Origin of the sequence: Fictibacillus norfolkensis (genome assembly GCF_014836645.1) — a bacterium.
In the GTDB taxonomy this organism is placed as follows: Bacteria; Bacillota; Bacilli; order Bacillales; family Fictibacillaceae; genus Fictibacillus; species Fictibacillus norfolkensis.
Map to the genome: position 1 here is coordinate 110,741 of NZ_JACSQM010000004.1, position 23,277 is coordinate 134,017.

27 protein-coding genes, 1 tRNA gene and 1 riboswitch are annotated in these 23,277 nt (G+C 38.9%); of the genes, 21 read left to right on the forward strand and 7 right to left on the reverse strand.

Annotated features, from left to right (window positions below; all coding sequences use genetic code 11):
- Positions 1 to 132: 132 nt before the first annotated feature.
- The 5 genes from H9648_RS10690 to H9648_RS10710 all read left to right on the forward strand — a co-directional run bounded on the left by H9648_RS10690 (position 133) and on the right by H9648_RS10710 (position 6,546).
- Positions 133 to 1,596: a spore germination protein gene (locus H9648_RS10690; RefSeq protein ID WP_191753833.1), complete on the forward strand. Its 1,464-nt coding sequence runs from the start codon at positions 133 to 135 to the stop codon at positions 1,594 to 1,596.
- 103 nt (positions 1,597 to 1,699) lie between these two features.
- Positions 1,700 to 1,891 carry a YqgQ family protein gene (locus H9648_RS10695; RefSeq protein ID WP_191753834.1) on the forward strand — a complete coding sequence of 64 codons (192 nt, stop codon included), beginning with the start codon at positions 1,700 to 1,702 and terminating at the stop codon, positions 1,889 to 1,891.
- Positions 1,892 to 1,904: 13 nt separating this feature from the next.
- The gene (locus H9648_RS10700) at positions 1,905 to 2,864 is read left to right on the forward strand and encodes an ROK family glucokinase (protein WP_191753835.1); all 960 of its coding nucleotides are present in this window, start codon (positions 1,905 to 1,907) and stop codon (positions 2,862 to 2,864) included.
- A 473-nt stretch (positions 2,865 to 3,337) separates the two neighbouring features.
- Positions 3,338 to 5,251 carry an LTA synthase family protein gene (locus tag H9648_RS10705; RefSeq protein WP_225218842.1) on the forward strand — a complete coding sequence of 638 codons (1,914 nt, stop codon included), beginning with the start codon at positions 3,338 to 3,340 and terminating at the stop codon, positions 5,249 to 5,251.
- A 101-nt stretch (positions 5,252 to 5,352) separates the two neighbouring features.
- Positions 5,353 to 6,546: a M14 family metallopeptidase gene (locus H9648_RS10710; protein WP_191753836.1), complete on the forward strand. Its 1,194-nt coding sequence runs from the start codon at positions 5,353 to 5,355 to the stop codon at positions 6,544 to 6,546.
- Between the two features lie 107 nt (positions 6,547 to 6,653).
- Here H9648_RS10710 and H9648_RS10715 read toward each other — a convergent pair whose 3' ends face one another.
- Complete coding sequence (locus tag H9648_RS10715; RefSeq protein ID WP_066242324.1) at positions 6,654 to 6,839, reverse strand: DUF2759 domain-containing protein; 186 nt, start codon at positions 6,837 to 6,839, stop codon at positions 6,654 to 6,656.
- 86 nt (positions 6,840 to 6,925) lie between these two features.
- Entirely contained in the window at positions 6,926 to 7,354 is a 429-nt protein-coding gene (locus H9648_RS10720) for a hypothetical protein (protein ID WP_191753837.1), read from the reverse strand.
- 71 nt (positions 7,355 to 7,425) lie between these two features.
- Here H9648_RS10720 and H9648_RS10725 point away from each other — a divergent pair, with 71 nt between their 5' ends.
- Both H9648_RS10725 and H9648_RS10730 read left to right on the forward strand, forming a co-directional pair.
- Positions 7,426 to 8,058, forward strand: coding sequence for an MBL fold metallo-hydrolase (locus H9648_RS10725; RefSeq protein ID WP_191753838.1), 633 nt, complete (start codon positions 7,426 to 7,428; stop codon positions 8,056 to 8,058).
- A 2-nt stretch (positions 8,059 to 8,060) separates the two neighbouring features.
- Positions 8,061 to 9,146, forward strand: coding sequence for an SAM-dependent methyltransferase (locus H9648_RS10730; protein WP_191753839.1), 1,086 nt, complete (start codon positions 8,061 to 8,063; stop codon positions 9,144 to 9,146).
- Positions 9,147 to 9,178: 32 nt separating this feature from the next.
- Here H9648_RS10730 and H9648_RS10735 read toward each other — a convergent pair whose 3' ends face one another.
- Positions 9,179 to 9,427 (reverse strand): DUF2626 domain-containing protein, encoded by a 249-nt coding sequence (locus H9648_RS10735; protein ID WP_066242314.1) that lies wholly within the window; start codon positions 9,425 to 9,427, stop codon positions 9,179 to 9,181.
- A 185-nt stretch (positions 9,428 to 9,612) separates the two neighbouring features.
- On the opposite strand from H9648_RS10735, the gene H9648_RS10740 reads away from it, so the two are divergent.
- Positions 9,613 to 10,002: a Spx/MgsR family RNA polymerase-binding regulatory protein gene (locus H9648_RS10740; protein WP_137788900.1), complete on the forward strand. Its 390-nt coding sequence runs from the start codon at positions 9,613 to 9,615 to the stop codon at positions 10,000 to 10,002.
- 38 nt (positions 10,003 to 10,040) lie between these two features.
- On the opposite strand, the gene H9648_RS10745 is transcribed toward H9648_RS10740, so the two are convergent.
- A tRNA-Gln gene (locus H9648_RS10745) sits at positions 10,041 to 10,115 on the reverse strand.
- A 122-nt stretch (positions 10,116 to 10,237) separates the two neighbouring features.
- Here H9648_RS10745 and comGA point away from each other — a divergent pair.
- From comGA to H9648_RS10790, 9 genes are read left to right on the forward strand one after another with little or no spacing between them, the layout of a single operon-like run.
- A complete protein-coding gene (gene comGA / locus H9648_RS10750) occupies positions 10,238 to 11,344 on the forward strand; it encodes a competence type IV pilus ATPase ComGA (RefSeq protein ID WP_191753840.1) in 1,107 nt (368 codons plus the stop codon).
- A complete protein-coding gene (gene comGB, locus H9648_RS10755; RefSeq protein ID WP_191753841.1) occupies positions 11,295 to 12,326 on the forward strand; it encodes a competence type IV pilus assembly protein ComGB in 1,032 nt (343 codons plus the stop codon). The genes comGA and comGB overlap by 50 nt, the downstream gene beginning before the upstream one ends.
- Positions 12,327 to 12,337: 11 nt before the next feature.
- On the forward strand, positions 12,338 to 12,640 hold the full coding sequence (gene comGC, locus H9648_RS10760; RefSeq protein WP_191753842.1) for a competence type IV pilus major pilin ComGC: 303 nt from the start codon (positions 12,338 to 12,340) through the stop codon (positions 12,638 to 12,640).
- Positions 12,637 to 13,095, forward strand: a complete 459-nt coding sequence (gene comGD, locus H9648_RS10765; RefSeq protein WP_191753843.1) for a competence type IV pilus minor pilin ComGD — start codon at positions 12,637 to 12,639, stop codon at positions 13,093 to 13,095. The genes comGC and comGD overlap by 4 nt, the downstream gene beginning before the upstream one ends.
- Positions 13,079 to 13,411, forward strand: a complete 333-nt coding sequence (locus tag H9648_RS10770; protein ID WP_191753844.1) for a hypothetical protein — start codon at positions 13,079 to 13,081, stop codon at positions 13,409 to 13,411. The genes comGD and H9648_RS10770 overlap by 17 nt, the downstream gene beginning before the upstream one ends.
- On the forward strand, positions 13,395 to 13,835 hold the full coding sequence (locus tag H9648_RS10775; protein ID WP_191753845.1) for a competence type IV pilus minor pilin ComGF: 441 nt from the start codon (positions 13,395 to 13,397) through the stop codon (positions 13,833 to 13,835). The genes H9648_RS10770 and H9648_RS10775 overlap by 17 nt, the downstream gene beginning before the upstream one ends.
- Entirely contained in the window at positions 13,828 to 14,202 is a 375-nt protein-coding gene (locus tag H9648_RS10780) for a competence type IV pilus minor pilin ComGG (RefSeq protein ID WP_191753846.1), read from the forward strand. The genes H9648_RS10775 and H9648_RS10780 overlap by 8 nt, the downstream gene beginning before the upstream one ends.
- A gap of 2 nt (positions 14,203 to 14,204) precedes the next feature.
- Positions 14,205 to 14,723 (forward strand): shikimate kinase, encoded by a 519-nt coding sequence (locus H9648_RS10785; RefSeq protein WP_191753847.1) that lies wholly within the window; start codon positions 14,205 to 14,207, stop codon positions 14,721 to 14,723.
- Between the two features lie 46 nt (positions 14,724 to 14,769).
- Positions 14,770 to 14,958 (forward strand): YqzE family protein, encoded by a 189-nt coding sequence (locus H9648_RS10790; protein WP_191753848.1) that lies wholly within the window; start codon positions 14,770 to 14,772, stop codon positions 14,956 to 14,958.
- A 46-nt stretch (positions 14,959 to 15,004) separates the two neighbouring features.
- On the opposite strand, the gene H9648_RS10795 is transcribed toward H9648_RS10790, so the two are convergent.
- A complete protein-coding gene (locus tag H9648_RS10795; RefSeq protein WP_191753849.1) occupies positions 15,005 to 15,781 on the reverse strand; it encodes a YqhG family protein in 777 nt (258 codons plus the stop codon).
- Positions 15,750 to 17,447 carry a DEAD/DEAH box helicase gene (locus H9648_RS10800; protein ID WP_191753850.1) on the reverse strand — a complete coding sequence of 566 codons (1,698 nt, stop codon included), beginning with the start codon at positions 17,445 to 17,447 and terminating at the stop codon, positions 15,750 to 15,752. The genes H9648_RS10795 and H9648_RS10800 overlap by 32 nt, the downstream gene beginning before the upstream one ends.
- 117 nt (positions 17,448 to 17,564) lie before the next feature.
- Positions 17,565 to 17,650: riboswitch (glycine riboswitch) on the forward strand.
- A 177-nt stretch (positions 17,651 to 17,827) separates the two neighbouring features.
- On the opposite strand from H9648_RS10800, the gene gcvT reads away from it, so the two are divergent.
- Genes gcvT through gcvPB form a run of 3 tightly spaced genes read left to right on the forward strand, consistent with a single transcriptional unit; the run spans position 17,828 to position 21,753 of the window.
- Positions 17,828 to 18,928: a glycine cleavage system aminomethyltransferase GcvT gene (gene gcvT / locus H9648_RS10805; protein ID WP_191753851.1), complete on the forward strand. Its 1,101-nt coding sequence runs from the start codon at positions 17,828 to 17,830 to the stop codon at positions 18,926 to 18,928.
- 21 nt (positions 18,929 to 18,949) lie between these two features.
- Positions 18,950 to 20,314: an aminomethyl-transferring glycine dehydrogenase subunit GcvPA gene (gene gcvPA, locus H9648_RS10810; RefSeq protein ID WP_191753852.1), complete on the forward strand. Its 1,365-nt coding sequence runs from the start codon at positions 18,950 to 18,952 to the stop codon at positions 20,312 to 20,314.
- Positions 20,290 to 21,753 (forward strand): aminomethyl-transferring glycine dehydrogenase subunit GcvPB, encoded by a 1,464-nt coding sequence (gene gcvPB, locus H9648_RS10815; RefSeq protein WP_191753853.1) that lies wholly within the window; start codon positions 20,290 to 20,292, stop codon positions 21,751 to 21,753. The genes gcvPA and gcvPB overlap by 25 nt, the downstream gene beginning before the upstream one ends.
- Before the next feature lie 47 nt (positions 21,754 to 21,800).
- Here the strand turns inward: gcvPB and H9648_RS10820 are convergent, their stop codons facing one another.
- On the reverse strand, positions 21,801 to 22,178 hold the full coding sequence (locus H9648_RS10820) for a rhodanese-like domain-containing protein (protein WP_191753854.1): 378 nt from the start codon (positions 22,176 to 22,178) through the stop codon (positions 21,801 to 21,803).
- Positions 22,179 to 22,327: 149 nt separating this feature from the next.
- On the opposite strand from H9648_RS10820, the gene H9648_RS10825 reads away from it, so the two are divergent.
- Positions 22,328 to 23,164, forward strand: a complete 837-nt coding sequence (locus H9648_RS10825; protein WP_191753855.1) for a lipoate--protein ligase family protein — start codon at positions 22,328 to 22,330, stop codon at positions 23,162 to 23,164.
- The last annotated feature ends 113 nt before the right edge of the window (positions 23,165 to 23,277 follow it).

Here is a 23,277-nt window from a genome sequence, read left to right on the forward strand (position 1 = left end):
AGGGGTTTTTCTTTTTTTCTGTCTAGTCCTTCCAAAGTTGAACTTATGATGGCTTCTAGAATAATCGTAGTTCACCAAGGTATGAAACAGGAAAAGAAAGTGAAGGATGATAGGCAGAGGAGTGATGAAAAAATGTCTTATCTGCCAAAAAAACAACCTCTTTCAACAAATTTTGATGAAAACGTTGAATATATGAAAAACCAATTAGGCGTGGACATCAGTTTTGATTGCATACACCTTGACTTAGAATATGCCGGAAGAAGAATGGCTTTATTTATGGTTGATGGATTCGTTAAAGATGATATTCTTCATTATTTAATGAAGTTGCTAGCCGATCTTGAACCAGGTCAATTAGATCCGGATCCACTTGTAAAACTGATGAAGACCTATCTGCCTTATATAGAAATCTCTACGTCAGATGATCTTAATCAAGGGATCGATTGGGTATTAAGTGGCCCCACAGTTTTAATCGTTGAGGGAGTTTCGGAAATCCTTCAAATCGATGCTAGAACGTACCCGGTTCGAGGACCTGAAGAACCGGATGTTGAGCGTGTTGTAAGAGGAGCAAGAGATGGTTTTGTTGAAACGATCGTGTTCAATACCGCACTTACAAGAAGAAGAGTGCGTGATCGTTCACTCCGAATGGAGTACATGAATATTGGAAGACGCTCTAAGACTGATGTATGTGTTTCATATATTGAAGATATTGCAGATCCGCATATTGTTAACCGGATTAAGGACTCATTGAAAAAAATTGATACAGATGGACTTCCGATGGGTGAGAAAACGGTTGAAGAATTTATTTGCGGCCGTCACCTCAATCCATATCCGTTAGTGAGATATACAGAAAGACCTGATACAGCAGCGGTTCATTTATTTGAAGGCCATGTTTTGGTTTATGTAGATGGATCTCCGTCTGTCTTGATTACCCCAACAACATTTTGGCATCATCTGCAACATGCAGAAGAATACAGGCAGAAACCTGTAGTTGGAGCATATTTAAGATTTGTGCGATTTTTAGCTGTGTGGATTTCGATATTCTTGCTTCCGTTATGGTATCTATTTTCCGTACACAAGGAACTTTTACCTGTGAACTTATCATTCATAGGTCCTGAAGAAATTGGTGTCGTTCCTTTGTTTTTGCAGTTTGTGATCATCGAGTTGGGTATGGATATGCTCAGGATGGCTACTATACATACTCCCACATCGGTTTCCACCGGACTAGGATTAGTGTCAGCAATAGTGGTCGGACAAGTTGCGATCGAAGCAGGTTTATTTGTAAATGAGGTCGTACTCTATATAGCAGTAGCAGCAATTGGGACATTTGCTACTCCTACATATGAGCTTAGTTTAGCAAATCGATTATTAAGGCTTTCTTTATTAGGTTTAACCGCATTGTTAGGTGTACCCGGATATATAATAGGCTTTACATTAGCTGTATTATTCTTTGTATCGTTCAAATCCTTTCATATACCGTATCTCTGGCCGTTTATCCCATTCAACCCAAAAGCGATCAGAGATGTGATCTTAAGAATTCCTATGCCTCTAAAGAACAGAAGACCGATCGTATTACATCCGAAAGACCCCGATCGTTAATATTAGACAGCTGAATTCTTCAGCTGTCTTTTTCTATAGGAATTGTATGCAAAGGCTTGCATTTTTCCCTATATTATTTGTTATAATGACAAAGGTGATTATAATGAAAACAATGTATGATGTTCTTCAGCTGTTAAAAAGGTTTGGGACCTTTATATATACCGGAAACAAGATAGCTGATTTAGAATTGATCCAAGAAGAAGTCAGAGAACTCTACGAGCAAAAACTCATTGATGTAAACGAATTCAAAAATGCGATCATCATTATTCGAGCAGAACACAATAAATTACAATAGAGGATGAGACAAGATGGAGAAATGGTTAGTTGGGGTCGATCTAGGTGGAACAACAATTAAAATCGCTTTTGTAACCTTAGATGGTCATATTGTAGAGAAGTGGGAAATCCCTACGAATATAAATGAAGATGGAAAGCATATCGTTACGGATATTACTGACTCGATTCATTCAAAGCTAAACGAACTATCTGAACCTAAAGAAAAGCTTGAATCTATTGGTATGGGGGCGCCAGGTTTCATTGATATGAAAACAGGTTTCATCTATCATGCAGTGAATATCGGTTGGAGAGATTACCCGTTGAAAGAAGAGCTTGAAAAAGCAATGGGAATTTCAGTTATCGTTGATAACGATGCTAACATCGCTGCGATCGGTGAAATGTGGCGTGGTGCCGGAGATGGTGAAGGAAACGTATTGATGGTTACATTAGGTACAGGAGTCGGAGGCGGAATTATCGTAAATGGACATATCATGCATGGAACGAATGGTATGGCTGGTGAGATCGGTCACATAACAGCGATTCCAGAAGGTGGAGCTCCATGTAACTGTGGGCGTACCGGATGTATTGAAACAATAGCTTCAGCAACAGGAATCGCACGAATTTCAAAAGAAAAAGCTCTTCAAGACACATCTTCTTCTCTTTATGCTCTATTCCAAGAGAATGGTGTGATAAAAGCTAAAGATGTTGTAGCAGCTGCTGAAAAAGGTGACCAAGCAGCAATTGAAACATTGGATGAAGTAACTTTTCATTTAGGGTTAGTAATAGCAAACCTTGCTAACAGCATTAACCCAGGTAAGATCGTAATCGGTGGAGGCGTCTCTAAAGCGGGTCATACCCTAATGGAGCGTTTGGAGCAGAAATTTAAACACTTTGCACTCAAGAGAGTTGCTGAAGGCGCTGAGATGAAAGTAGCTACGCTAGGAAACGACGCTGGTGTCATCGGAGGAGCTTGGTTAGCTAAACACAATCGCTAAACATTCTTGTTAGTAACTAAAAATAAGTCTCGATTTTAACGTGAAGGTCTCCATAGGTAAATAGAAGGAACTTTTTTCTACACAGTCGTTGGTAAAAAATCAGTTCTACTGTGTACAAAGGAAAGTTCTTAAAAAGATGTTTGAAATGCGAACCGCGTCAGTGCGGTTCGTTTTCATTTTTTTGAAACTTTTTTGAGTGAAGTTCGTCTAATGGTTTATGGATTTAAAAAAGGGGTAAAACTAATATAGTTTTGTTGTCCTATTTGTCAGAATCTTGAAATAGTACGTTAGGGTATTGAATTCTTGTGTGAAACCATTTAATATACTCTTTATGTAATCCTTTGATTAAGGTTTTGTAAATATGTAAAAGATGAATTTACAATCTTGATCAATGCTTACCGGATGCAAAAGAGACTAGTTAAGAGGAATAATGAAAACGAGAGTTCTTTTTGATTGAGGAGGTCAGAGAACATATGAAAGAAAAAATGAAACAAGCTTTTGCTGAATATAAATTTTTCTTTATAGCAATTGCTTTATTATGGATTAAAACATTTGTCATTTATAAAACTGCATTTGAACTGCCTATGGACAACAAAGTTCAAGAGTTAATCCTGTTGATTAACCCAATTAGTTCGATTATTCTTTTCTTAGGTATCACGCTTTATTTTAAAGGAAGAACGCATAGAAGAATGATTGTTGCAGTCAGTGCGATCATGAGTTTTGTGATGTATGCCAACATGGTGTTCTATCGTTTCTTCAATGACTTTATTACCATTCCAGTCTTGTTCCAAACGAGCAACATGGGTGACTTAGGTAATAGTGTATTTGAGTTGATACAACCTACTGATTTATTGGTATTCATCGACATCGTCATTTTGTCTTATTTCATGAGACGAGCTGATTACCGCCCTGCCCGTGCTTCACGCAAGCAGATCACGATTACTTTTGCTGCTGCAATCGTATTTTTTATCGTGAATGTTGGTATCGCAGAAACTGAAAGACCGCAGTTGTTAACTCGTACGTTTGACCGTGAAATGTTGATTAAAAACATCGGTTCATATAACTATCACGTTTATGATTCCATCATCCAATCTAAAGCAAAAGCACAGCGTGCATTTGCTGATGGAAGTGAAATTACAGACATTGAAAACTATTCACGTGCAAATTACAAAGAACCAAATCCTGAGATGTTCGGAAAAGCAAAAGGCAAGAATGTTTTCGTTATTTCAGTCGAATCAACACAAAACTTTGTTATTAACGAATCTGTAAACGGTAAAGAGATTACACCGTTTATGAATGACCTGATCAAAGACAGTTATTACTTCCCGAACTTTTATCACCAAACTGGGCAAGGTAAAACGTCTGACTCAGAGTTTTTATTAGATAATTCTTTATACCCACTTCCAAGTGGTGCAGTTTTCTTTACACACTCTCAGAACCAATACAATGCAACACCAGAAATTTTAAAAGAGCAAGGTTACTATTCATCCGTACAGCATGCTAACAACAAAAGTTTCTGGAACCGTGATATCATGTATGATAATTTCGGTTACGATCGTTATTACTCATTAAAAGATTTCGAAGTAACTCCTGAGAATTCAATTGGATGGGGTTTAAAGGATAAAGATTTCTTTAAACAATCCATTCCACATCTAAAAGAGATGCAAGCAATGAACAAACCGTTCTATACAAAATATATTACGTTAACAAATCACTTCCCGTTCACATTAGAAGAGGAAGATGAAACGATTCCAGAATGGACGTCTAACGATGGAACAGTTAACCGTTACTTTACAACCGTTCGTTATACAGACGAAGCTTTAAAAGAGTTCTTCGATGATGTTAAAGAAGCTGGTCTTTATGAAGATTCAATCTTTATCATGTATGGTGACCATTATGGGATCTCTGAAAACCATAACGATGCAATGGGTCAATTCTTAGGAAAAGAAATAACTCCTTTCGAATCTACTCAATTGCAGAAAGTACCATTAATTGTTCACATGCCAGGTGAAAAAGGTAAGACGATGGATACAGTTGGTGGCCAGATCGACCTTAAACCGACGATTCTTCACTTGTTAGGTATTGATACGAAGGGTGACATTCAGCTAGGTTCAGATTTATTCTCTAAAAACAGAGAAGATTTCGCTGTCCTTCGTGATAATTCTTATATCACTAAAGATAATGTGTTCACAGATGGTAAGTGTTATGACAAAGCAACGGGTGAACCTGTTGAAGGTGAAAACAATGCTTGTGAGCCATATAGTGAGCGCGCTAAGACTGAACTTGATATGTCAGACCGTATCATTTATGGAGATCTGTTAAGATTCTACGATAAAGATAAAGCAAAGGATAAAGCTGTTAAACAAGAAGAAAAGCAAAAACAGTAAATATTTAAAAGCACTCAACTTCGGTTGAGTGCTTTTTTTCTGCATAACTGCTTTACGTGAACATACATCTTAAAGAGGAAGGTTTTAAGGGAGGGCTATGTTTGGAAATTGTCATGCGTAACGGCGATTCGTTCTGGTACTACTCACGTCTATTATCTATCCCTTACGTGTTGATCAAAGACTCTAATCCTAACGTAACAGCAGCAAGTATGATTGCAGGGGAGAGTATCGAGATCCCTGGAATGTTTTTAGAAAAATATAAGATTAAAAATGGCGACACTTTTTTTTCTATAGCAGATAAATTTGATATTCCTTTAGATGCATTATATTTAGTTAATCCAACTGTGAAACCAAAGGAAATATTTACGAAGGACATCATCAATATTCCTAGAGTGCTGCCGTATCCATCTATAAAATGTCAGAGAAAGTACAATACAGCTGCACTGAATCATGATATGGATAAACTTATTAACGTTTATCCATTCATAAAAAAACAGGAGATTGGTAAATCTGTTCTCGGCAAACCTATAGATATGCTTATAATAGGAAATGGAAAAAAGAAAGTGCACATTAACGGTTCGTTTCATGGAAACGAATGGATTACTTCAGGGGTTCTGATGAAGTTTATTAATGAATATGCAGCTGCGCTATCAAGTGATAAAGTATTGAATGGACACAAAGCTTCGGACCTATATAGGAATACGACACTTTATGCAGTACCTATGGTCGATCCGGATGGTGTCGATCTTGTTTTGAATGGTCTCCCTGAAAACTCCGAGTGGAGAGAGATTGTTCTAAAATTAAATAAAGGAAGCAAAGACTTTTCTGCTTGGAAAGCAAATATTCGCGGTGTAGATCTCAATAATCAATTTCCCGCAAGGTGGGAGCTTGAACAAGTAAGAAAACCAACTTCACCTGCCCCAAGAGATTATCCTGGTAACGCTCCGTTAAGTGAACCAGAAGCAATAGTGATGGCAGAGATTTCAGAAAAGCACCAATTTGATCGAGTGGTAGCTCTGCATACACAAGGAAAAGAACTATACTGGGGTTTTGAAGGGGAAGAACCTATGCCGGTTTCAGGAGAGATCGCCGCTGAATTTGAAAGGGTTAGCGGCTATAAAGCAATCAGGTATGTGGATAGTTATGCTGGTTACAAAGATTGGTTCATTCAAGAGTACAGAAAACCGGGATTCACGATAGAGCTCGGAATAGGGGTTAACCCGCTTCCATTAAGACAGTTTGAAACGATTTATGAAGATACAAGGGGTATCCTGTTAGCAGCTCTTTACATGTAAGGTGAAATTGAGACTTCTAGAAATAGTGCTTCACATCAATTAACTTTATGGCTGTTAAAAGAAAGAAAAAACCATCAGAAATTGAATTCTGATGGTTTTTTGAGTTTTTAATGGCCTGTAGAGCCGCCGCTGCCTACTAAAACGTCCAGAACAGTCATGACTGTAAACCAGCCAAAAACTGCAAACGTTAAAAAAGCAAAACCAGCTGCCATTAAATTTTTAATTTTTAACGAACGCAATAGTCCCAACGCAGCTAGAATAGCTACTAAGCCGAATATAATGGCTAATCCCATTATTCTGTGCCCCCTTGCTCTGGAGTAATACCAATCCTATGTATAACGCTTTCACACAGGTATAACCTTGTATTATTTTACTTGTTTTATTCTGGTTTGTCGAGTGCACATTGGAACAAAATGAACTCAATTGTTAGTTTATAGGCAGAAGCCCACTTTTTAACAAGGGGTTTGTGCTGGTTCCCAACGACTAAAAACATCTGTTTATTATTAGTGAACTCAACAATTAATTCTTCTTCTGTTTGAAGTAAAAACATTGCTTTTTCTAGCTCTTCACCTTCCTTGATATAAAAGACACAGATCATATCAAGATAAAGATACGTTTGATCTGAGTCAGATGTGAACCCATAATCCTCAAATAACAGAGTCTTTCTGAAAGGGTGGATCGAAAGTAAAGGGATCGCTTCAAAAAGTTCATCAACTCTTTGAGAAGTAATGATCAAATCTTCTTGTTGATCATGCACAGAAATAGGAGCGGGTGTATCCATATTTTCGTATCCGAAAAAGACTTTCATGTGTTTCCTCCGAAATATTGTTTGTTTTAGTGTAAGATAGAAAGTAATAACTTGCAATTGGAGGCTTGAAAATGAAGTGGAAAAAATTAACGGTAGGACCTGTACAAGAGAATACATATATTATATACAATAATCATAATGAAGCAGTGGTCATTGATCCAGGCAGTGAAGGAAAAAGAATCATACAAACCATAGAGTCATTAAAAGTAAAACCTTTAGCCGTATTGTTAACGCATGCTCATTTTGATCATATTGGAGCTGTTGATGACGTGCGTGAAAGATATGACATTCCGTTGTATGTTCATAAAAAAGAAGCTGATTGGCTGAGTGACACAAAAAAGAATGGATCAAAATATTTTGGTCAAAGCATAACGGCTAAGCCGGCAAGCTATATTCTAACGCATGCAGATAATACCTTAAAGATCGGAAACTTCTCATTTGAGGTATTAACAACCCCTGGTCATTCTCCTGGAAGTGTTTCGTATTATTCAAGAAGCAGTGGTGCTGTTTTTTCAGGTGATGCTTTGTTTGCAGGAAGCATTGGAAGAACAGATCTACATGGCGGAGATCAGGAAGTATTGATCAATAGCATTCATGAAAAACTGCTTAATCTGCCAGAAGAAACGGTCGTGTTATCAGGTCATGGCCCTGAGACAACTATTGGAATGGAAATGGACTCGAATCCATTCTTAAGCGGGTTCTAATCGTGCCTAACCCGAGTTTGCTTCAAAAAAAATTGGCAGATAGCGAATGGCTAACGATGGAGGAGTACATGGAACATGCTCTTTATCATCCGTTAGAGGGCTATTATATGAAAGAGAACACGAAGATCGGAAAGAACGGTGATTTTTATACAGCTAGCCTTGTGTCAGATGTATTTGCTAATGTGTGGGCTGACTTATTCATAAGAACGATAGAGGATCAGAACCTTCAGCCAATCGTTGTGGAGTTTGGAGGAGGAACCGGTCACTTTTCTCAGCAAGTTCTAGAGAGTTGGTCTTCGCAATCAGTCGAACATATATCATATGTCATTGTAGAACTTAGTCCTTATCACAGACGAAAATTAGATGCGAAGTTAGCTGAGTACCCCATTACCATTCTATGTTCATTGAATGAACTTATAGAGCGATACCCATCATTTAGGGGAATTATATTTGCAAATGAAGTTCTTGATGCGTTTCCGCTTCGGATTTTTCAAAAAAAGAATGATGAATGGTATGAAAAAGGAGTCTCTCTTCAAAAAAACACGGAAGAACTTCGCTTTCTTTATAAGAAAGTAGAGAATTCATCATTACAAAAAAAGTTAGAGGGAATTTTTCGCTCTAGAGATAAAGCGAATGAACTTGAAGTTTCCTTTTCTATGCTTTCTTGGCTTAAAAACCTCTACGAATGGATAGAATTAGAGACATGCTTATTCTTTGTCGATTACGGTTTGTTAGGCGAAGAGTGGAACACTTTACGTTTAAAAGAAGGAAGTATTAGGGGCTATTATCGACATCAAATACAAAACAATCCATTAGCATTTCCCGGGATGATGGATATTACGTTCCACATAGATTGGGAACAAGTGATAAGAGTAGGAATTGATTCGGGTGTTACTACACTTCCCGTAAAGAATCAAGGAGACTTCTTATTAGAAGAAGGACTTTTATCATGGTTACAGGATACACAGAGTCTCGATCCATTCTCTATAGAACATAAAAGAAACCGGGCCATTCGTTCATTTCTACTCGATCATTCTCTTGCAAATGGATTTCAAGTCATACATCAAAAAAAGCAGACCGTATTATAACGGCCTGCTTTTTTGATGCATCGGAGAACGTATTAATGCCCTCCACCGGCGCCAGGAGTCATCATAAACGTTGACCAGTATGTAAAACCAACAAAGAAAACAGTTAAATAAGCACCAAAGATATAAATATACATACGCTCAGATAAGTTCAAATACCCTAAAGAAACGAACATAATCGTTTGTCCTAAGAACAATAATGCCATGTCTTGCATATCACCTAGATACGCCATGACTCCGATGATTCCAGTCCAGAAGCCTAAAACCTTATACATTCTTGACATATGTATCCCCTCCTTTTTTCGCCAATACTTGTATCCTTTAGTATTATATATGAGTTTCCACTCACTTGTAAATGCCAATTGTAAGCGGATAAATACACAATTAAAAGATAATTCATGAATATTAGCTGTTTTTTGGTTTATTATGCCTCTTTTAAAGGTAATGTAAACCAAAAGGAGTGAGTCTGATGAGTTCTATAACATTTTACACGTACCCAAGCTGCACTTCGTGTCGCAAAGCGAAAATGTGGCTTAAGCAAAATAAAGTTTCGTTTGATGAAAGACATTTATTCAAAGAAACCCCATCTGTTGAAGAACTTAGAGAGCTATTAAAACTTACAAAGTATGGAACAGAAGATATCTTGGCTAAAAGAAGTCAGTCATTTAAATCATTAGATGTTGACATCTATGATCTTTCAACAAATGAACTATTAACGCTCTTGACTAAAAATCCAAAACTGTTAAAAAGACCTTTAGTAACAGACGGTAAACAGCTCATAGCGGGTTATAGTCCTGGAGATATGAAAAAACTATGTGCAACAAAAGAAAAAGAACACATTTCAAGTCATGTGTCCTGAACATAGCACTCTTTACTTTTAAAGAGTGTTATTTTTTTTGGCTGGGCTAGCTGGATTTGAACCAACGCATGACGGAGTCAAAGTCCGTTGCCTTACCGCTTGGCTATAGCCCAATGCAACAATACTAGTATGAGCTGTGTCGAAATTTATATACATATCTTTTTTGAAAAAATGCAGGAATTGTCGTTTTATGAGAGAAATGATTATTCAATAACAAAAAGGGAGATGATAGTGCTTGCCGATTAAGTTGTTAGGAAATTCAATCCTTCATGAGGCATCTATTCAGAAAGCATCAGACATTCATTTTATACCAATAAAAAAGGGAGGTATCGTTCAATTTCGTATAGATGATCGACTGATTGAACACAGAACGCTCTCTCAAGAAGAGTACATCAGAGTTCTCGCGCATTTTAAATATTCCGCAAGAATGGACATTGGCGAACATCGAAAGCCACAGAGTGGGTCAATGGACGTTATGGTCAATAATGTAAATCTACATCTTCGTTTTTCATCCATACCTTCCGCATTTAATGAATCACTCGTCATACGATTGCTTCCTCAGCAAGAAACATTAACTCTTCATGAACTATCACTTTTTCCTCACATGTTTCAAAAACTTTTATCCCTCATTAAACGTTCCAGTGGTCTATTATTATTCTCTGGCCCAACAGGATCAGGTAAAACCACCATCTTATATTCCTTGCTTCATCACCTGCAAAAAAACTATAAACGGCAAGTGGTAACACTGGAAGATCCCGTAGAACGTAAAGTAGATTCGTTTTTACAAATGGAAATTAATGAAAAAGCAGGTCTGACGTACGGTGAAGGGTTCAAGTCATTATTGCGTCATGATCCCGATGTGATCATGATCGGTGAGATCAGAGACGAAGCAACAGCGAGGCTCGTTATTCGAGCATCATTGACTGGACATCTTGTTTTGTCTACGATGCATGCTGCAGATTGTATCGGTTGTATTGAGCGTCTTCGAGAATTTGGTATTCAAGAAACAGAACTGCAGCAAACATTGATGGGAATCGTGTCACAGCGTCTGATCTCGATACCATGTCCTTTTTGCGGGGACAATTGTGTTGATTTTTGTTTCAAGTCTAGAACGTATAGAAGAGCCGGAATCTACGAGATGCTTTGTAATCAGGAATTATTCACTGTGTTAAATAAGGTGAGTCGTGAAAAGACTATCTACAAAAACCTCTCATTTTATTTTAACCATGCTTTTGCAGCAGGATATGTGACAAAAGAGAGCTATGAAAGATGGATGGGAGGAGAATCACAAAGTGATAAGAAGGGGCTGGAAAAAGGCTTCTCAAGGGATATTTCTTTATAAGCTTGGCTTTTTATTAGATCAAGGCTATACCATTAACAAAAGCATAGAGCTCGTCAGGTCACAGCTTCCACAAAAACGGCGAGAAGATGCTGATCACATGCTGGAGATCCTTGCTTCTGGTCATTCTGTGATCGAGATCTTTTCACCATTACAATTGCCCAAAGAAATAGTAAGTTCATTATCCATAAACAGTGCGAATGGCAATTTGACGAAAAGTCTTATGGAGAACGGAACTTTTTTGAGAAAAAAAGCTGATTGGCGTGCCCGTTTGAACAAAGCCATTAGATATCCTCTCTTCTTGCTATTCCTTATCGTCTGGATCGCGATCGTATTCTATCAATTTCTATTTCCTCAATTTTCTATCCTATTCTCATCATTAGATGTTAAAACTCCGTTGTTTACGAAATGGATGCTAATGTTTTTAGGAAGCATGCCACTCATCGGAGTGTGTTTCCTCACTTTAAGCATAGCATCATGGATCGTTATGATCGTTATGAGAAAGAAAGCAAAGCCTTCTACTCAGATGGATCTACTTATGAGAATCCCCATCTTAAAACAATTTCTTTTGTTAATGAACACACATTTCTTTAGTGTGAACTTCGGCTCGATGCTGCAAAGTGGTTTATCTGTATCTGATGCCCTTCTTGTAATGGAGAAACATTTAAACAAAGGTTTTTTTAAAGAGGAGAGTCAGAGGCTACAGAAAGGTCTCTTAAATGGATCCGAACTAACCGAGCTTTTGATTGAAAAGTCCTATTTTAAGAGTGAACTAGCTGAGATTGTCCGCTTTGGATTAGCTCATGGAGAACTCGGCAGAGAATTAATCTCTTATGGCGAGTGGGTTTTTAAAGAGTTAGAAGATAAGGTTTATTCTTCCTTGCAAAGAATTCAACCCATCCTCTTTGCAGGGATCGGAGTGTTTGTTTTATTAATGTTTGCCTCTATGTTATTGCCTATGTTTAAACTCATGGAAGCATTATGAGGAGGAAGAATATGAATAATGAAAAAGGATTTACTTTAATAGAAATGATGATCGTGCTTTTGATCATTTCGGTACTGATGCTTATAGCCCTCCCAAGTATGACGAAGAATAACAGTCTCGTAAAATCGTTAGGATGTGAAGCGACCATCGATCTTGTGCAAGGACAAGTTGGAGCGTATGAGGCAGAGAAAAATGTACTGCCTACGATAGAAGAACTGAAAGATGGCGGATATATTGATACCGTAACCTGTCCAGACAAAAAACCTTTGCTTATCGATAGTAAAGGAGTCGTTTCAGTGAGCGATGAAGAGTGAACGAACAGGTAGAAAAAATAAAGAAGGGACAATTAGGATTTAGTTTGATCGAAATGATGATCGTACTTTTGATTATCGGTATGATCAGTGCGGTTGCATACCCTTCGTATGATCGTTTTAGAAAGAACCGGGAGACTGAATATTTTATCCGTACGTTTCAAAAAGACATCGTTCATATGCAGCAAAAAGCAGTGAATGAGAATCGGATCTATAATTTATCGATCGATAATGAAAAACATAAATACGAAGTGCGAGGGAACGGCAGTAAAGAACCTATAAAAAAGGATTTTCCAAAACATATCTGGTTTGAGAGCTATTCGATGTTATTATCAGTGCAATACAATCAGAATGGAAATATCAGTCGTGCGGGGACTCTCTATATTCACTCTGCTACTTCTTCGTATAAGATGGTATTTCAATTAGGCAAAGGTAAATTTTATGTTGCAAAACAATAAAGGTTATCTACTGATTGAAGCTATATTTAGTCTTTTGTTGATCTCAGTAGTATTTTCAATATGTTTACCTTTCATCTATATCTCATATCAAGAACAAAGAACATCAGAGCAACTTCTATATGCGATGACAGAAGCTGACCATGCTGCAGGCATGAGAAGTATGTCACAGCTTATGCCTGATGAGCGTCATTGGATTGATAACGGCATTGAGTATCAGCTATTAACAAGAAAAGGTGTGACAGATGAATACGAGATTTGTATTTCGTTCAGAGCTTCAAACCAAAAAGAGTATACAACATGTGCGAGTTCATTCTGAAATCCCTGCGAACAAGAACGGTTATACACTCGTAGAATCGATGATCGCATTAGGAATATTAATCGTAACAACTTTTATGATCACAATGTTGTTAACTCATCTACAAAAACAACCACAATCCGTTCAGTCTGAAGAAACTGCATTGTTTTTTTCAATGATCGGAAAAGAAATAAGAGAAGCTGTGACTGTTGAGGTACGAAACAACGCGTTGTTCATTACACTGTCTACCGGTGAAGTGATCAGTTTCACACGTTATCATTCTCTTATACGAAAACAAGTTAATGGATTAGGTCACGAAGTTTGGGTTCAAAATATTCAAGAGGTGAAAGTAGAAGAAATAGAAGAGCGATATATTTACGTCACGCTGACGGATAAAGAAGGAAACCAATCTCATCGTGGCTTTAGGAGAATTAGACATGAATGAGAGAGGAATGATATATCCGCTCGTTCTAACGCTTTGCTTCATCCTATTAATTTTCTTTAGTTACCTAACAGAAAAAGTAGCATCAGAACGACACTTTGTTTTTATGCAGGAAGAGCAACTTAAACAAGTCCGTCTGATCCAGCAAGGTGTGGATCGTGCTCTTGTTTGGGTAGAAGAACTCGCGGTTTATCCGTCAGAACGCAGACTAAACGTTAACGAGGGACTATTAAAGGTTGTATTTACGAAAACATCTGTTAATGAAGTGATGTTTACGGTTGAAGCTGTTACAACTCGACAGTCTACAAAAAAGGTAAAAGTGTATTATAATGTAACCCAGAAAAGCGTTACAAAATGGGTGGAGGGTTAAAATTGAACACCATATATTTAGTCGGTTTCATGGGTTGTGGAAAAACATCTGTAGGAAGAGAGCTTTCAAAACGTTTAGAGGTTCCACCATATGATGTTGATTCGACAGTGGAAAAAGATCGAGGACAAACGATAAGAGAAATATTTAAGAACGAAGGGGAAGAGGCGTTCCGTAATTACGAGTCTCTTGCCATTCGCCAGCTCCCCGTACAACATGCTGTTGTTATGACTGGAGGGGGTGCGGTCGTAAGAGAAGAAAATATAACGTACATGAAGAACAATGGGATTGTCATCTACTTAAAAACGAGTTTTCCGGTTCTATGGAGTAGGTTGATGACAGAAGAAGAAAGAAACAAGAGGCCGATCCTATTAACTTCAACAAGAGAAGAAGTTCAGAAACTCTTTAACGATAGAAGTTCACATTATGAAAAAAGTGATATCGAGGTTATTACAGATCAATTAACAACAGAAGAAGTATGCGACCAAATTTTAGAAAAGTTAAGCCGTTTAAACATACAATAATTGGCCAAAACTAGAATGTGATTGCTTCTAAAAGGGAGTTTTGCCAATGGCTGCAGGATCAGATGTTATCAAGTTTCTTACACAGAGGGTCGTCAAATATTTGGATGAACCAAAATCAGTAAGAAAGGAAAGGCGTATCACAAAAAAAAATGAACGCGAACCTTTGCTTACTTATCTATTTGGGGTCGTTCCGATGGGACTCCGTTTAGTGTTCCGAAGAAAGAAAAAGAAATAAGGCTGGAAAAAGGAAGAGCCGGGATACAGTTCCCAGCTCTTATTTTTTATGCAAGATAGAAAAGTCCACCATTTATGATCTCCACAATTATCTGTGGCTCGTATTGTGTGCGAAGTGCTTCTTTTTCAATATGATAGGCTTCAGGTTTCGTTAAAGAATCTTCATAAAAGCCCTCTAATAGTTCAAGGTCTTCATCCCATCGTTTTTTTGCGTCCTCGGCCCACGTGTGATCGTCTCTATCAATAACTTCCTGTATTAGATTTTCTAATCTTTTTATGGCACTCTGTGGCTTGATAAACGGAGAGAGGGTATAACAAAAATCAGGAATTCTCTTCGTTAACAGCATCTTTTGAAGACGTTCATGAAACTGATCTTCAATCGTCCCGTTGATCAGTTGTATCCCATATGAAAGTACTTGATCTTTCTTTTGATCACACTGATACGTAACTTTAACGTTCAAACATAACCAAGGTTGCAGAGGTACCTGTGCTCCTTGCTGAGGAACAGATTCATACAGTCGAATAAAAGAGGCGAGCTTCTTTGTCGATCCAAAGATCTGATGAAGTCTAGGTGAACCAAAGTGGATAAATTCACCTTTTCCATCAGGAGCTTGCTGTTGACCGGTCACTAGAGTCAACGTCATCGGATTCGGGGTACCTCCTGTTTTTTCGAGATAGTGCCAGTAGAACGGACGATTCATTAAAACTTTATCAAGTTCAGTGGTCAATTGAACTTTCATATAACTAAAGTTTTTCTCTTGAATCCTGCATTCGTTCGCATCAAAATAGCGCTCAAGAAAGCGATGAATCTCGTGCTGCTGCATGCTCTTCCCATCCCTTCTGTTTGATTCCGCCATCAAGGTTGATCAAGGAAGCCAGATTATCCATCTTTACTCGGATCTCACCTTCACTTTCAGACGTATTCATGATGTCTGCGATATGACGTTCTATGTTCTTGATCTCAAATTTTGTTAAGATTTCATCAAGTTCCCCAATAACACTCTCAAAAAGATTGATCTTGTTATACAGCAAGTTTAAGATGTGCTCTTCAATCGTATTCTGAGTGGCAAAGTTATAGATATGAACGTCCCCTTGCTGTCCGATCCGGTGGATACGGCCGATCCGCTGCTCGATTCTCATCGGGTTCCATGGGAGATCGTAATTGATTATATGTTGACAGAATTGAAGGTTGATTCCTTCACCACCGGCTTCCGTTGCGATTAACACTTGTGCTCTTGTTCGAAAGAGATGAGTCATCCAGTCCTTTTTACTTCGCTTGAATCCGCCTCTAAACGGTACAGAAGAGATGCCATGCTGCTGTAAAAACCACTGTAAATAAAGTTGTGTCGCACGATATTCTGTAAAAATGATGACCTTAGAATCGATCGATTGAATCAGTTCTAACGCTTTTAGAGCTTTAGAGTTTTGATCAACAAGTTCAATTTTTTTCATCAGCTCTAAGACTCGTTGTTCCATCAGAGTGTTTGAAACATTCTTTTGAAGCATATTTTTCAAAGTTAGAAAGACAGCTTCGCGCGAACTGCATGCTTCCCGCTGCAGAGTGACGATAGAAAATTTACTTCGGTCAAAGTAAGAGTCTTTTTTTAGTTGAGAGATTTCATCGTATAGGTCACGTTCTGTTTTTGATAATGTAATAGGAATGGTTTGAACAAGACGCTTCGGCCATTTCAGCCCAGTCTCTTCTCGTCGGTTACGGACCATGACCTTATTTACGAGTTGTTTCAGCTTTTCTTCATTTTTAAGTGAATATTTATCTTCTTTATAATCTTTGTCAAAGTTCTCTTGGTTTCCTAGATGACCAGGCTTTAATAAAGATACAAGATTAAAAATCTCCTCAACTCTGTTTTGTACCGGAGTAGCTGTTAATAGTAAGCAGAACTTCTTTTTTAATAACTGTACAAATTCATAGTTTTTCGTTTTCTTGTTCTTTAATTTGTGTGCTTCATCGATGATTACTAGATCATAGTCTTGATTAAGGACGATGTCTCGATGCGGTGCGCGTTTTGCCGTATCAATGGAAGATACGACTACATCGCATTGCTCCCATACATACGCTTTTTTCTGAGCGATTGCTGGAATGAAGAATTTCTGATTCAACTCGTTCGTCCATTGAATAACGAGTGAAGCTGGAACGAGGATCAAAATTTTCTTAGCGAGCCGGCGTATCATGTACTCTTTTAGAATCAATCCTGCTTCGATCGTTTTTCCTAGCCCTACTTCATCTGCCAAGATTGCTTTTCCGTTCATCTGTTCAATAACGGTAGTCGCAACGTCCAGCTGATGAGGCAAAAAAGTCATCTGTGGGAGGTGATCTGGAGCTTGAAGGCCTAGGAAATCAGGAATTGCTAAGTGGTGTTCTGCTTCAAGAGCTAAATTATATAATTCCCAATTGGCCCAAGGTCCATCTTCTTCCACACGCTTTAAAAAGTCATCATGCCATTCTCGCTGAAACTGAACGTCGATTTTCATAACGGATTTCCTTTCTTTAAAAAAGTTCGTTGCCATTCCTTTTGTAATAATGATAGGATAATAATGTAGTAAACATAGTAATAGTATGTGCGACCTTGGACAATAACATACTCGCGAATGAAAGTAAGAGGAGAGACTGCGTTAGCGGCGCCGAAGGAGCAAACAATTGTGAAACTCTCAGGCAAAAAGACTCTTGCTAGACGCATCTCTGGAGAGTGCTTTTTTAATAGATGAAAGCCACCAACGAAGAAACTCAGGGGAGTTTACTTGAGAAACTTACAGGTTGCAGGACAGAGGATCCCATTTTTAAGGGGTCTTTCTGTCCTTTTTTTGTCCAGAAAAGTCCGAAAATTTTTAAGTATGAAAAAGGAGGAGTTCACATGGCTACATTGTTACGAACACCGTTATTTGAGACTTACAAAGAACACGGTGGAAAAGTAATTGATTTTGGCGGTTGGGAGTTGCCTGTTCAGTTCTCAAGTATCAAAGAGGAACACGAAGCTGTTAGAACGAAAGCCGGTTTATTCGATGTATCTCACATGGGGGAATTTGATGTTCGAGGCCCTAATGCCTTATCGTTTCTGCAATATACAATGACCAATGATGTTTCGAAACTTCAAAACGGCCAAGCGCAATATACGGCTATGTGCTATGAGAACGGCGGTACAGTAGATGATCTTTTGATCTATAAAAGAGATGAAAACGATTACTTACTCGTTGTGAATGCCTCAAATATTGAAAAAGATTTCGAATGGCTTATGAGCAAGAAGCCTGAAGGTGTAGAACTTGTGAACGTATCTCCTGAATATGCGCAGCTCGCGATTCAAGGACCAAAAGCAGAAGAAATTCTACAAAAACTAACGGATACCAATCTTTCTGAGATCGGATTCTTCCGTTTTAAAGAAGATGTTTCACTAGCCGGAATATCTGCTCTTGTTTCTCGAACAGGCTACACAGGAGAAGATGGTTTTGAGATCTATTTAAAGACGGAACATGCTGAAAAACTGTGGAGATCTGTACTTGAAGCAGGCCTTGAAGATGGGTTGCTTCCTGCAGGGCTTGGCGCGCGTGATACGTTACGCTTTGAAGCAAAGCTTGCTCTATACGGTCAAGAACTTACAAAGGAAATTACTCCGATAGAGGCGGGTATTGGATTCGCAGTAAAAACAGATAAAGAAGCAGATTTTATTGGAAAAGAAATTTTAGCTGATCAAAAGAAGAATGGTGCCCCACGCAAACTGGTTGGAATCGAAATGATTGATAAAGGCATTCCACGATCACATTACGAGGTCTTTAAAGGTGATGTGAAGATCGGAGAAGTTACTACCGGAACACAATCGCCAACTTTGAAGAAGAATCTAGGACTTGCTCTTCTTGAGAGAGATTTCACAGAGCTCGGAACAGAGGTAGAGGTACAGATTCGTCAAAAACGTTTAAAAGCAAAAGTAGTCGCTTCACCATTTTATAAACGAGGAAAATAAGACATTTTAGGGGGAGAAACCATGACGTTCCGCTATTTGCCGATGACTGATCAAGACAAAAAGGAAATGCTTGAAACGATTGGAATTGAAACGACAGAAGATCTTTTTCAGGATATTCCGGAAGAAGTTCGGTTCAAAGGACGCTTACAGATCGAGGAAGCTTTGTCAGAACCTCAACTAGTTAAAGAGATGGGCCGTTTGGCTGCGTTAAACAAGAATACAAAAGATCATGCTTCGTTTTTAGGAGCAGGTGTTTATGATCACTACACATCATCGATCGTTAATCATATGTTGCTTCGTTCAGAGTTCTACACAGCTTACACACCATATCAGCCGGAGATCTCTCAAGGTGAACTTCAAGCGATCTTTGAGTTCCAAACGATGATCTGTGAGCTAACAGGTATGGATGTTGCTAACTCTTCTATGTACGATGGTGGAACTTCGCTTGCGGAGGCTGGATTATTATCAGCAGCTCAAACGCGCAGAAAGAAAATCGTTGTATCCAAAACTGTACATCCAGAATCTCGTGCTGTTCTGCACACATACGCAAAAGGGCAGCATCTTGAAGTGGTAGAAGTGGATACAGAAGATGGTGTTACTTCATTAAATGCATTACGTGCTGAAGTTGATGAACAAACAGCGTGTGTGATCGTTCAATATCCGAACTTCTTCGGTCAGATCGAACCGTTAAAAGACATCGAAGAAATCGTGCACAGTGCAAAAGGAATGTTCGTAGTTTCTTCAAATCCTTTAGCACTTGGTGCACTGACTCCTCCTGGTAAATTTGGTGCTGATATCGTAGTCGGTGATGCACAGCCGTTTGGGATCGCGCAAGGATTTGGCGGACCACACTGTGGATATTTTGCCGTTACAACAAAATTGATGCGTAAAGTTCCTGGCCGTTTAGTAGGTCAAACGGTTGATGAAGACGGTAAGCGAGGATTCGTTCTAACTCTTCAAGCAAGAGAACAGCATATCAGACGTGATAAAGCGACGAGTAACATCTGTTCGAACCAAGCGCTTAACGCACTTGCAGCTTCTATCGCTATGACAGCGCTTGGAAAACAAGGTGTGAAAGAAGTTGCGCACCAAAATATACAAAAAGCTTATTATGCGAAAAAAGTTCTTGAGGAAAAAGGATTCAAGACAGCATTCTCTGGACCTTTCTTTAACGAGTTTGTTATTGAGTTAAAATGTACTGCTAAAGAAGTGAACAGAAAACTATTAGAATCTAGCATCATCGGCGGATATGATTTGGGTCTTTCGTATTCAGAACTTAAGAACCATATGCTTCTAGCGGTTACGGAAATGAGAACAAAAGAAGAGATCGATCAGCTTGCAAATGTATTGGAGGGATTAGCATGCGTACAGAACATCAGTCATTAATTTTTGAATTGTCTAAACCAGGTCGAGTAGGATACAGCATCCCTGAACTTGACGTCCCAGAGATTAACGTAGAATCTATCATCCCTTCCGATTATTTGCGTACAGAAGAAGCGGATCTTCCTGAAGTGTCAGAGCTTCAAATCGTTCGTCATTACACAGCGTTATCCAATCGTAACCATGGTGTGGATTCTGGTTTCTATCCACTAGGTTCATGTACGATGAAATACAATCCTAAGATTAATGAAGATGTGGCGCGTTTTCCTGGATTTGCACACATCCACCCTCTACAAGATGAAGAGACGGTTCAAGGTGCGATGGAGATGATGTACCGCTTGCAAACATCACTTGCTGAGATCACAGGCATGGATGAAGTAACGCTTCAACCAGCTGCGGGTGCACATGGTGAATGGACAGGACTAATGATGATCCGTGCTTTCCATGAAGCAAATGGTGACTTCAATCGTACAAAAGTAATCGTTCCTGATTCAGCACATGGTACAAATCCTGCGTCTGCAACGGTTGCTGGTTTTGAATCGATCACGGTGAAATCAGATGAGCGCGGACTTGTTGATCTCGAAGATTTGAAAAGAGTAGTCGATCAAGATGTGGCGGCGCTGATGCTTACAAACCCGAATACGCTTGGTCTTTTCGAGGAACATATTCTAGAAATGGCAAAAATCGTCCATGAAGCTGGCGGAAAGCTTTACTATGATGGAGCTAACGCAAATGCGATATTAGGATTTGCTCGACCTGGAGACATGGGCTTTGACGTTGTTCACTTAAATCTTCATAAGACATTTACAGGACCTCACGGTGGTGGTGGACCTGGATCAGGACCAGTTGGAGTTAAGGAAGATCTGATCCCATTCTTGCCAAAACCAGTTCTCGTTAAAGAGGATGATCTTTATAAGTTTGAATATGATCGCCCGCAATCAATCGGACGAGTGAAGCCTTTTTATGGTAACTTCGGGATAAATGTACGTGCATTTACGTATATCATGACGATGGGGCCAGACGGATTACATCAAGTATCAGAGAACGCCGTATTAAACGCAAACTATATGATGCGCCGACTTGAGCCTCATTTCGATCTTCCGTTTACACAACACTGTAAACATGAGTTCGTATTATCTGGACGCCGCCAGAAAAAACTTGGCGTAAGAACGCTTGATATCGCAAAACGTCTCTTAGACTTTGGCTATCACCCGCCAACGATCTACTTCCCGTTAAGTGTAGAAGAAGCGATTATGATCGAGCCGACAGAAACGGAATCGAAAGAAACACTCGATGAGTTTATCGAAAAGATGATTCAGATATCAAAAGAAGCAGAAGAAACACCTGAATTGGTTCAAGAAGCTCCTCATACTACCGTTGTTAAACGACTGGATGAAGCAACAGCTGCAAGAAAGCCAATCTTAAAATATACAAAACAAGTTTAATCATACAAAAAAGCAGCTCAGGAAATTTTCCTGAGCTGCTTTTGATGTTAGTTTGATTTTACTCTGCCAGTCCATTTGCGGAAGCCACCATGTAGGTGATGAAGCTGGCCATATTTTTTCTTTTTAAGAAAATTGGCTGCACGAGCACTCCTGAATCCACTTTCACAATATAGATAAACAGGCTGATCGCTGCGCACTTCTTTTAATCTCTGTCTCATTTGAGAAAGAGGAATGTTGCGTGCTCCTAAGATATGTCCTTTTTTAAACTCTTCAGGCTCACGAACATCGATCAGTTGTGCTTTTCGATAACCTGCTTTAAACTCTTCTTCGTTTAACGTGGTTAGAAATCTTTTTTGATAAAGCCCCATACCAACTACATACGCCAATAAAGCTACTACAATTCCTGCTAAAACTATCCATCCCATAACGCTTGCACTCCTTTAAACAATCTACCACAATTATAGCGGTGCTCGGCTCTATAGGCAAAAGAAAAATCTGACTTTAAGCGATTGTTTTGACACAATCGTTGAATTTGGTACACTAGTTACGAATGAATGGCAGGGAGACGAAAAACGTGGAAAAAGAAAACTGGTATTATATCGATTCTGGAAATTGCGAACCTGCAATTAATATGGCAATGGACGAAGCACTTCTAACATGGCACAGTGAAGGAAAGATTCCACCTGTTATCCGCTTTTACGGATGGAATCCAGCTACGCTATCTATTGGATACTTTCAAAAAGTAGAAAAAGAGATTAACCTTGATGCTGTAGAAAAATATGGACTGGGCTTTGTGAGACGCCCAACAGGAGGACGCGGAGTTCTTCATGATCAAGAACTCACGTATAGCGTCATTGTATCTGAATCACACAAAGATATGCCACAAAGTGTAACCGAAGCTTATCGAGTGATCTCAGAAGGAATTAAGGAAGGGTTTCAAGGTTTAGGCCTCGATGCTTACTTCGCTGTTCCGAAAACAGAAGAAGAGCGGGAAGGATTGAAGAATCCACGATCAGCAGTTTGTTTTGACGCTCCTTCGTGGTATGAATTAGTCGTAGAAGGTAGAAAAGTAGCAGGAAGTGCTCAAACGAGGCAAAAAGGTGTGATCCTGCAACACGGATCGATCCTTCTAGACTTAGATGAAGACAAGCTGTTCGATCTGTTTAAGTATTCAAGCGACAGATTACGAGAGAGAATGCAGACAGCGTTTAAGAAAAAAGCTGTGGCCGTGAACGCACTCCTAGATGTTCCTGTTACAATTGCTGACGCGAAGACTGCCTTTAAAAAGGGATTTGAGGATGGTTTAAACGTAAACCTTGTGCCGTATACGCTTACAGACGATCAGTGGGCAGAAGTAGAGCACATAGCCGATACTCGCTATCGCAACGACGATTGGACGTTCAGACGTTAATAGAAAAAAATCGAAATCTCAAAAGAGATCTCGATTTTTTATTTTTGTTCTGTAAAGATCATAAAAAAAGATGTCAAGATATTAATTTTTTTTGGCAAATAGCAGGAATTTTT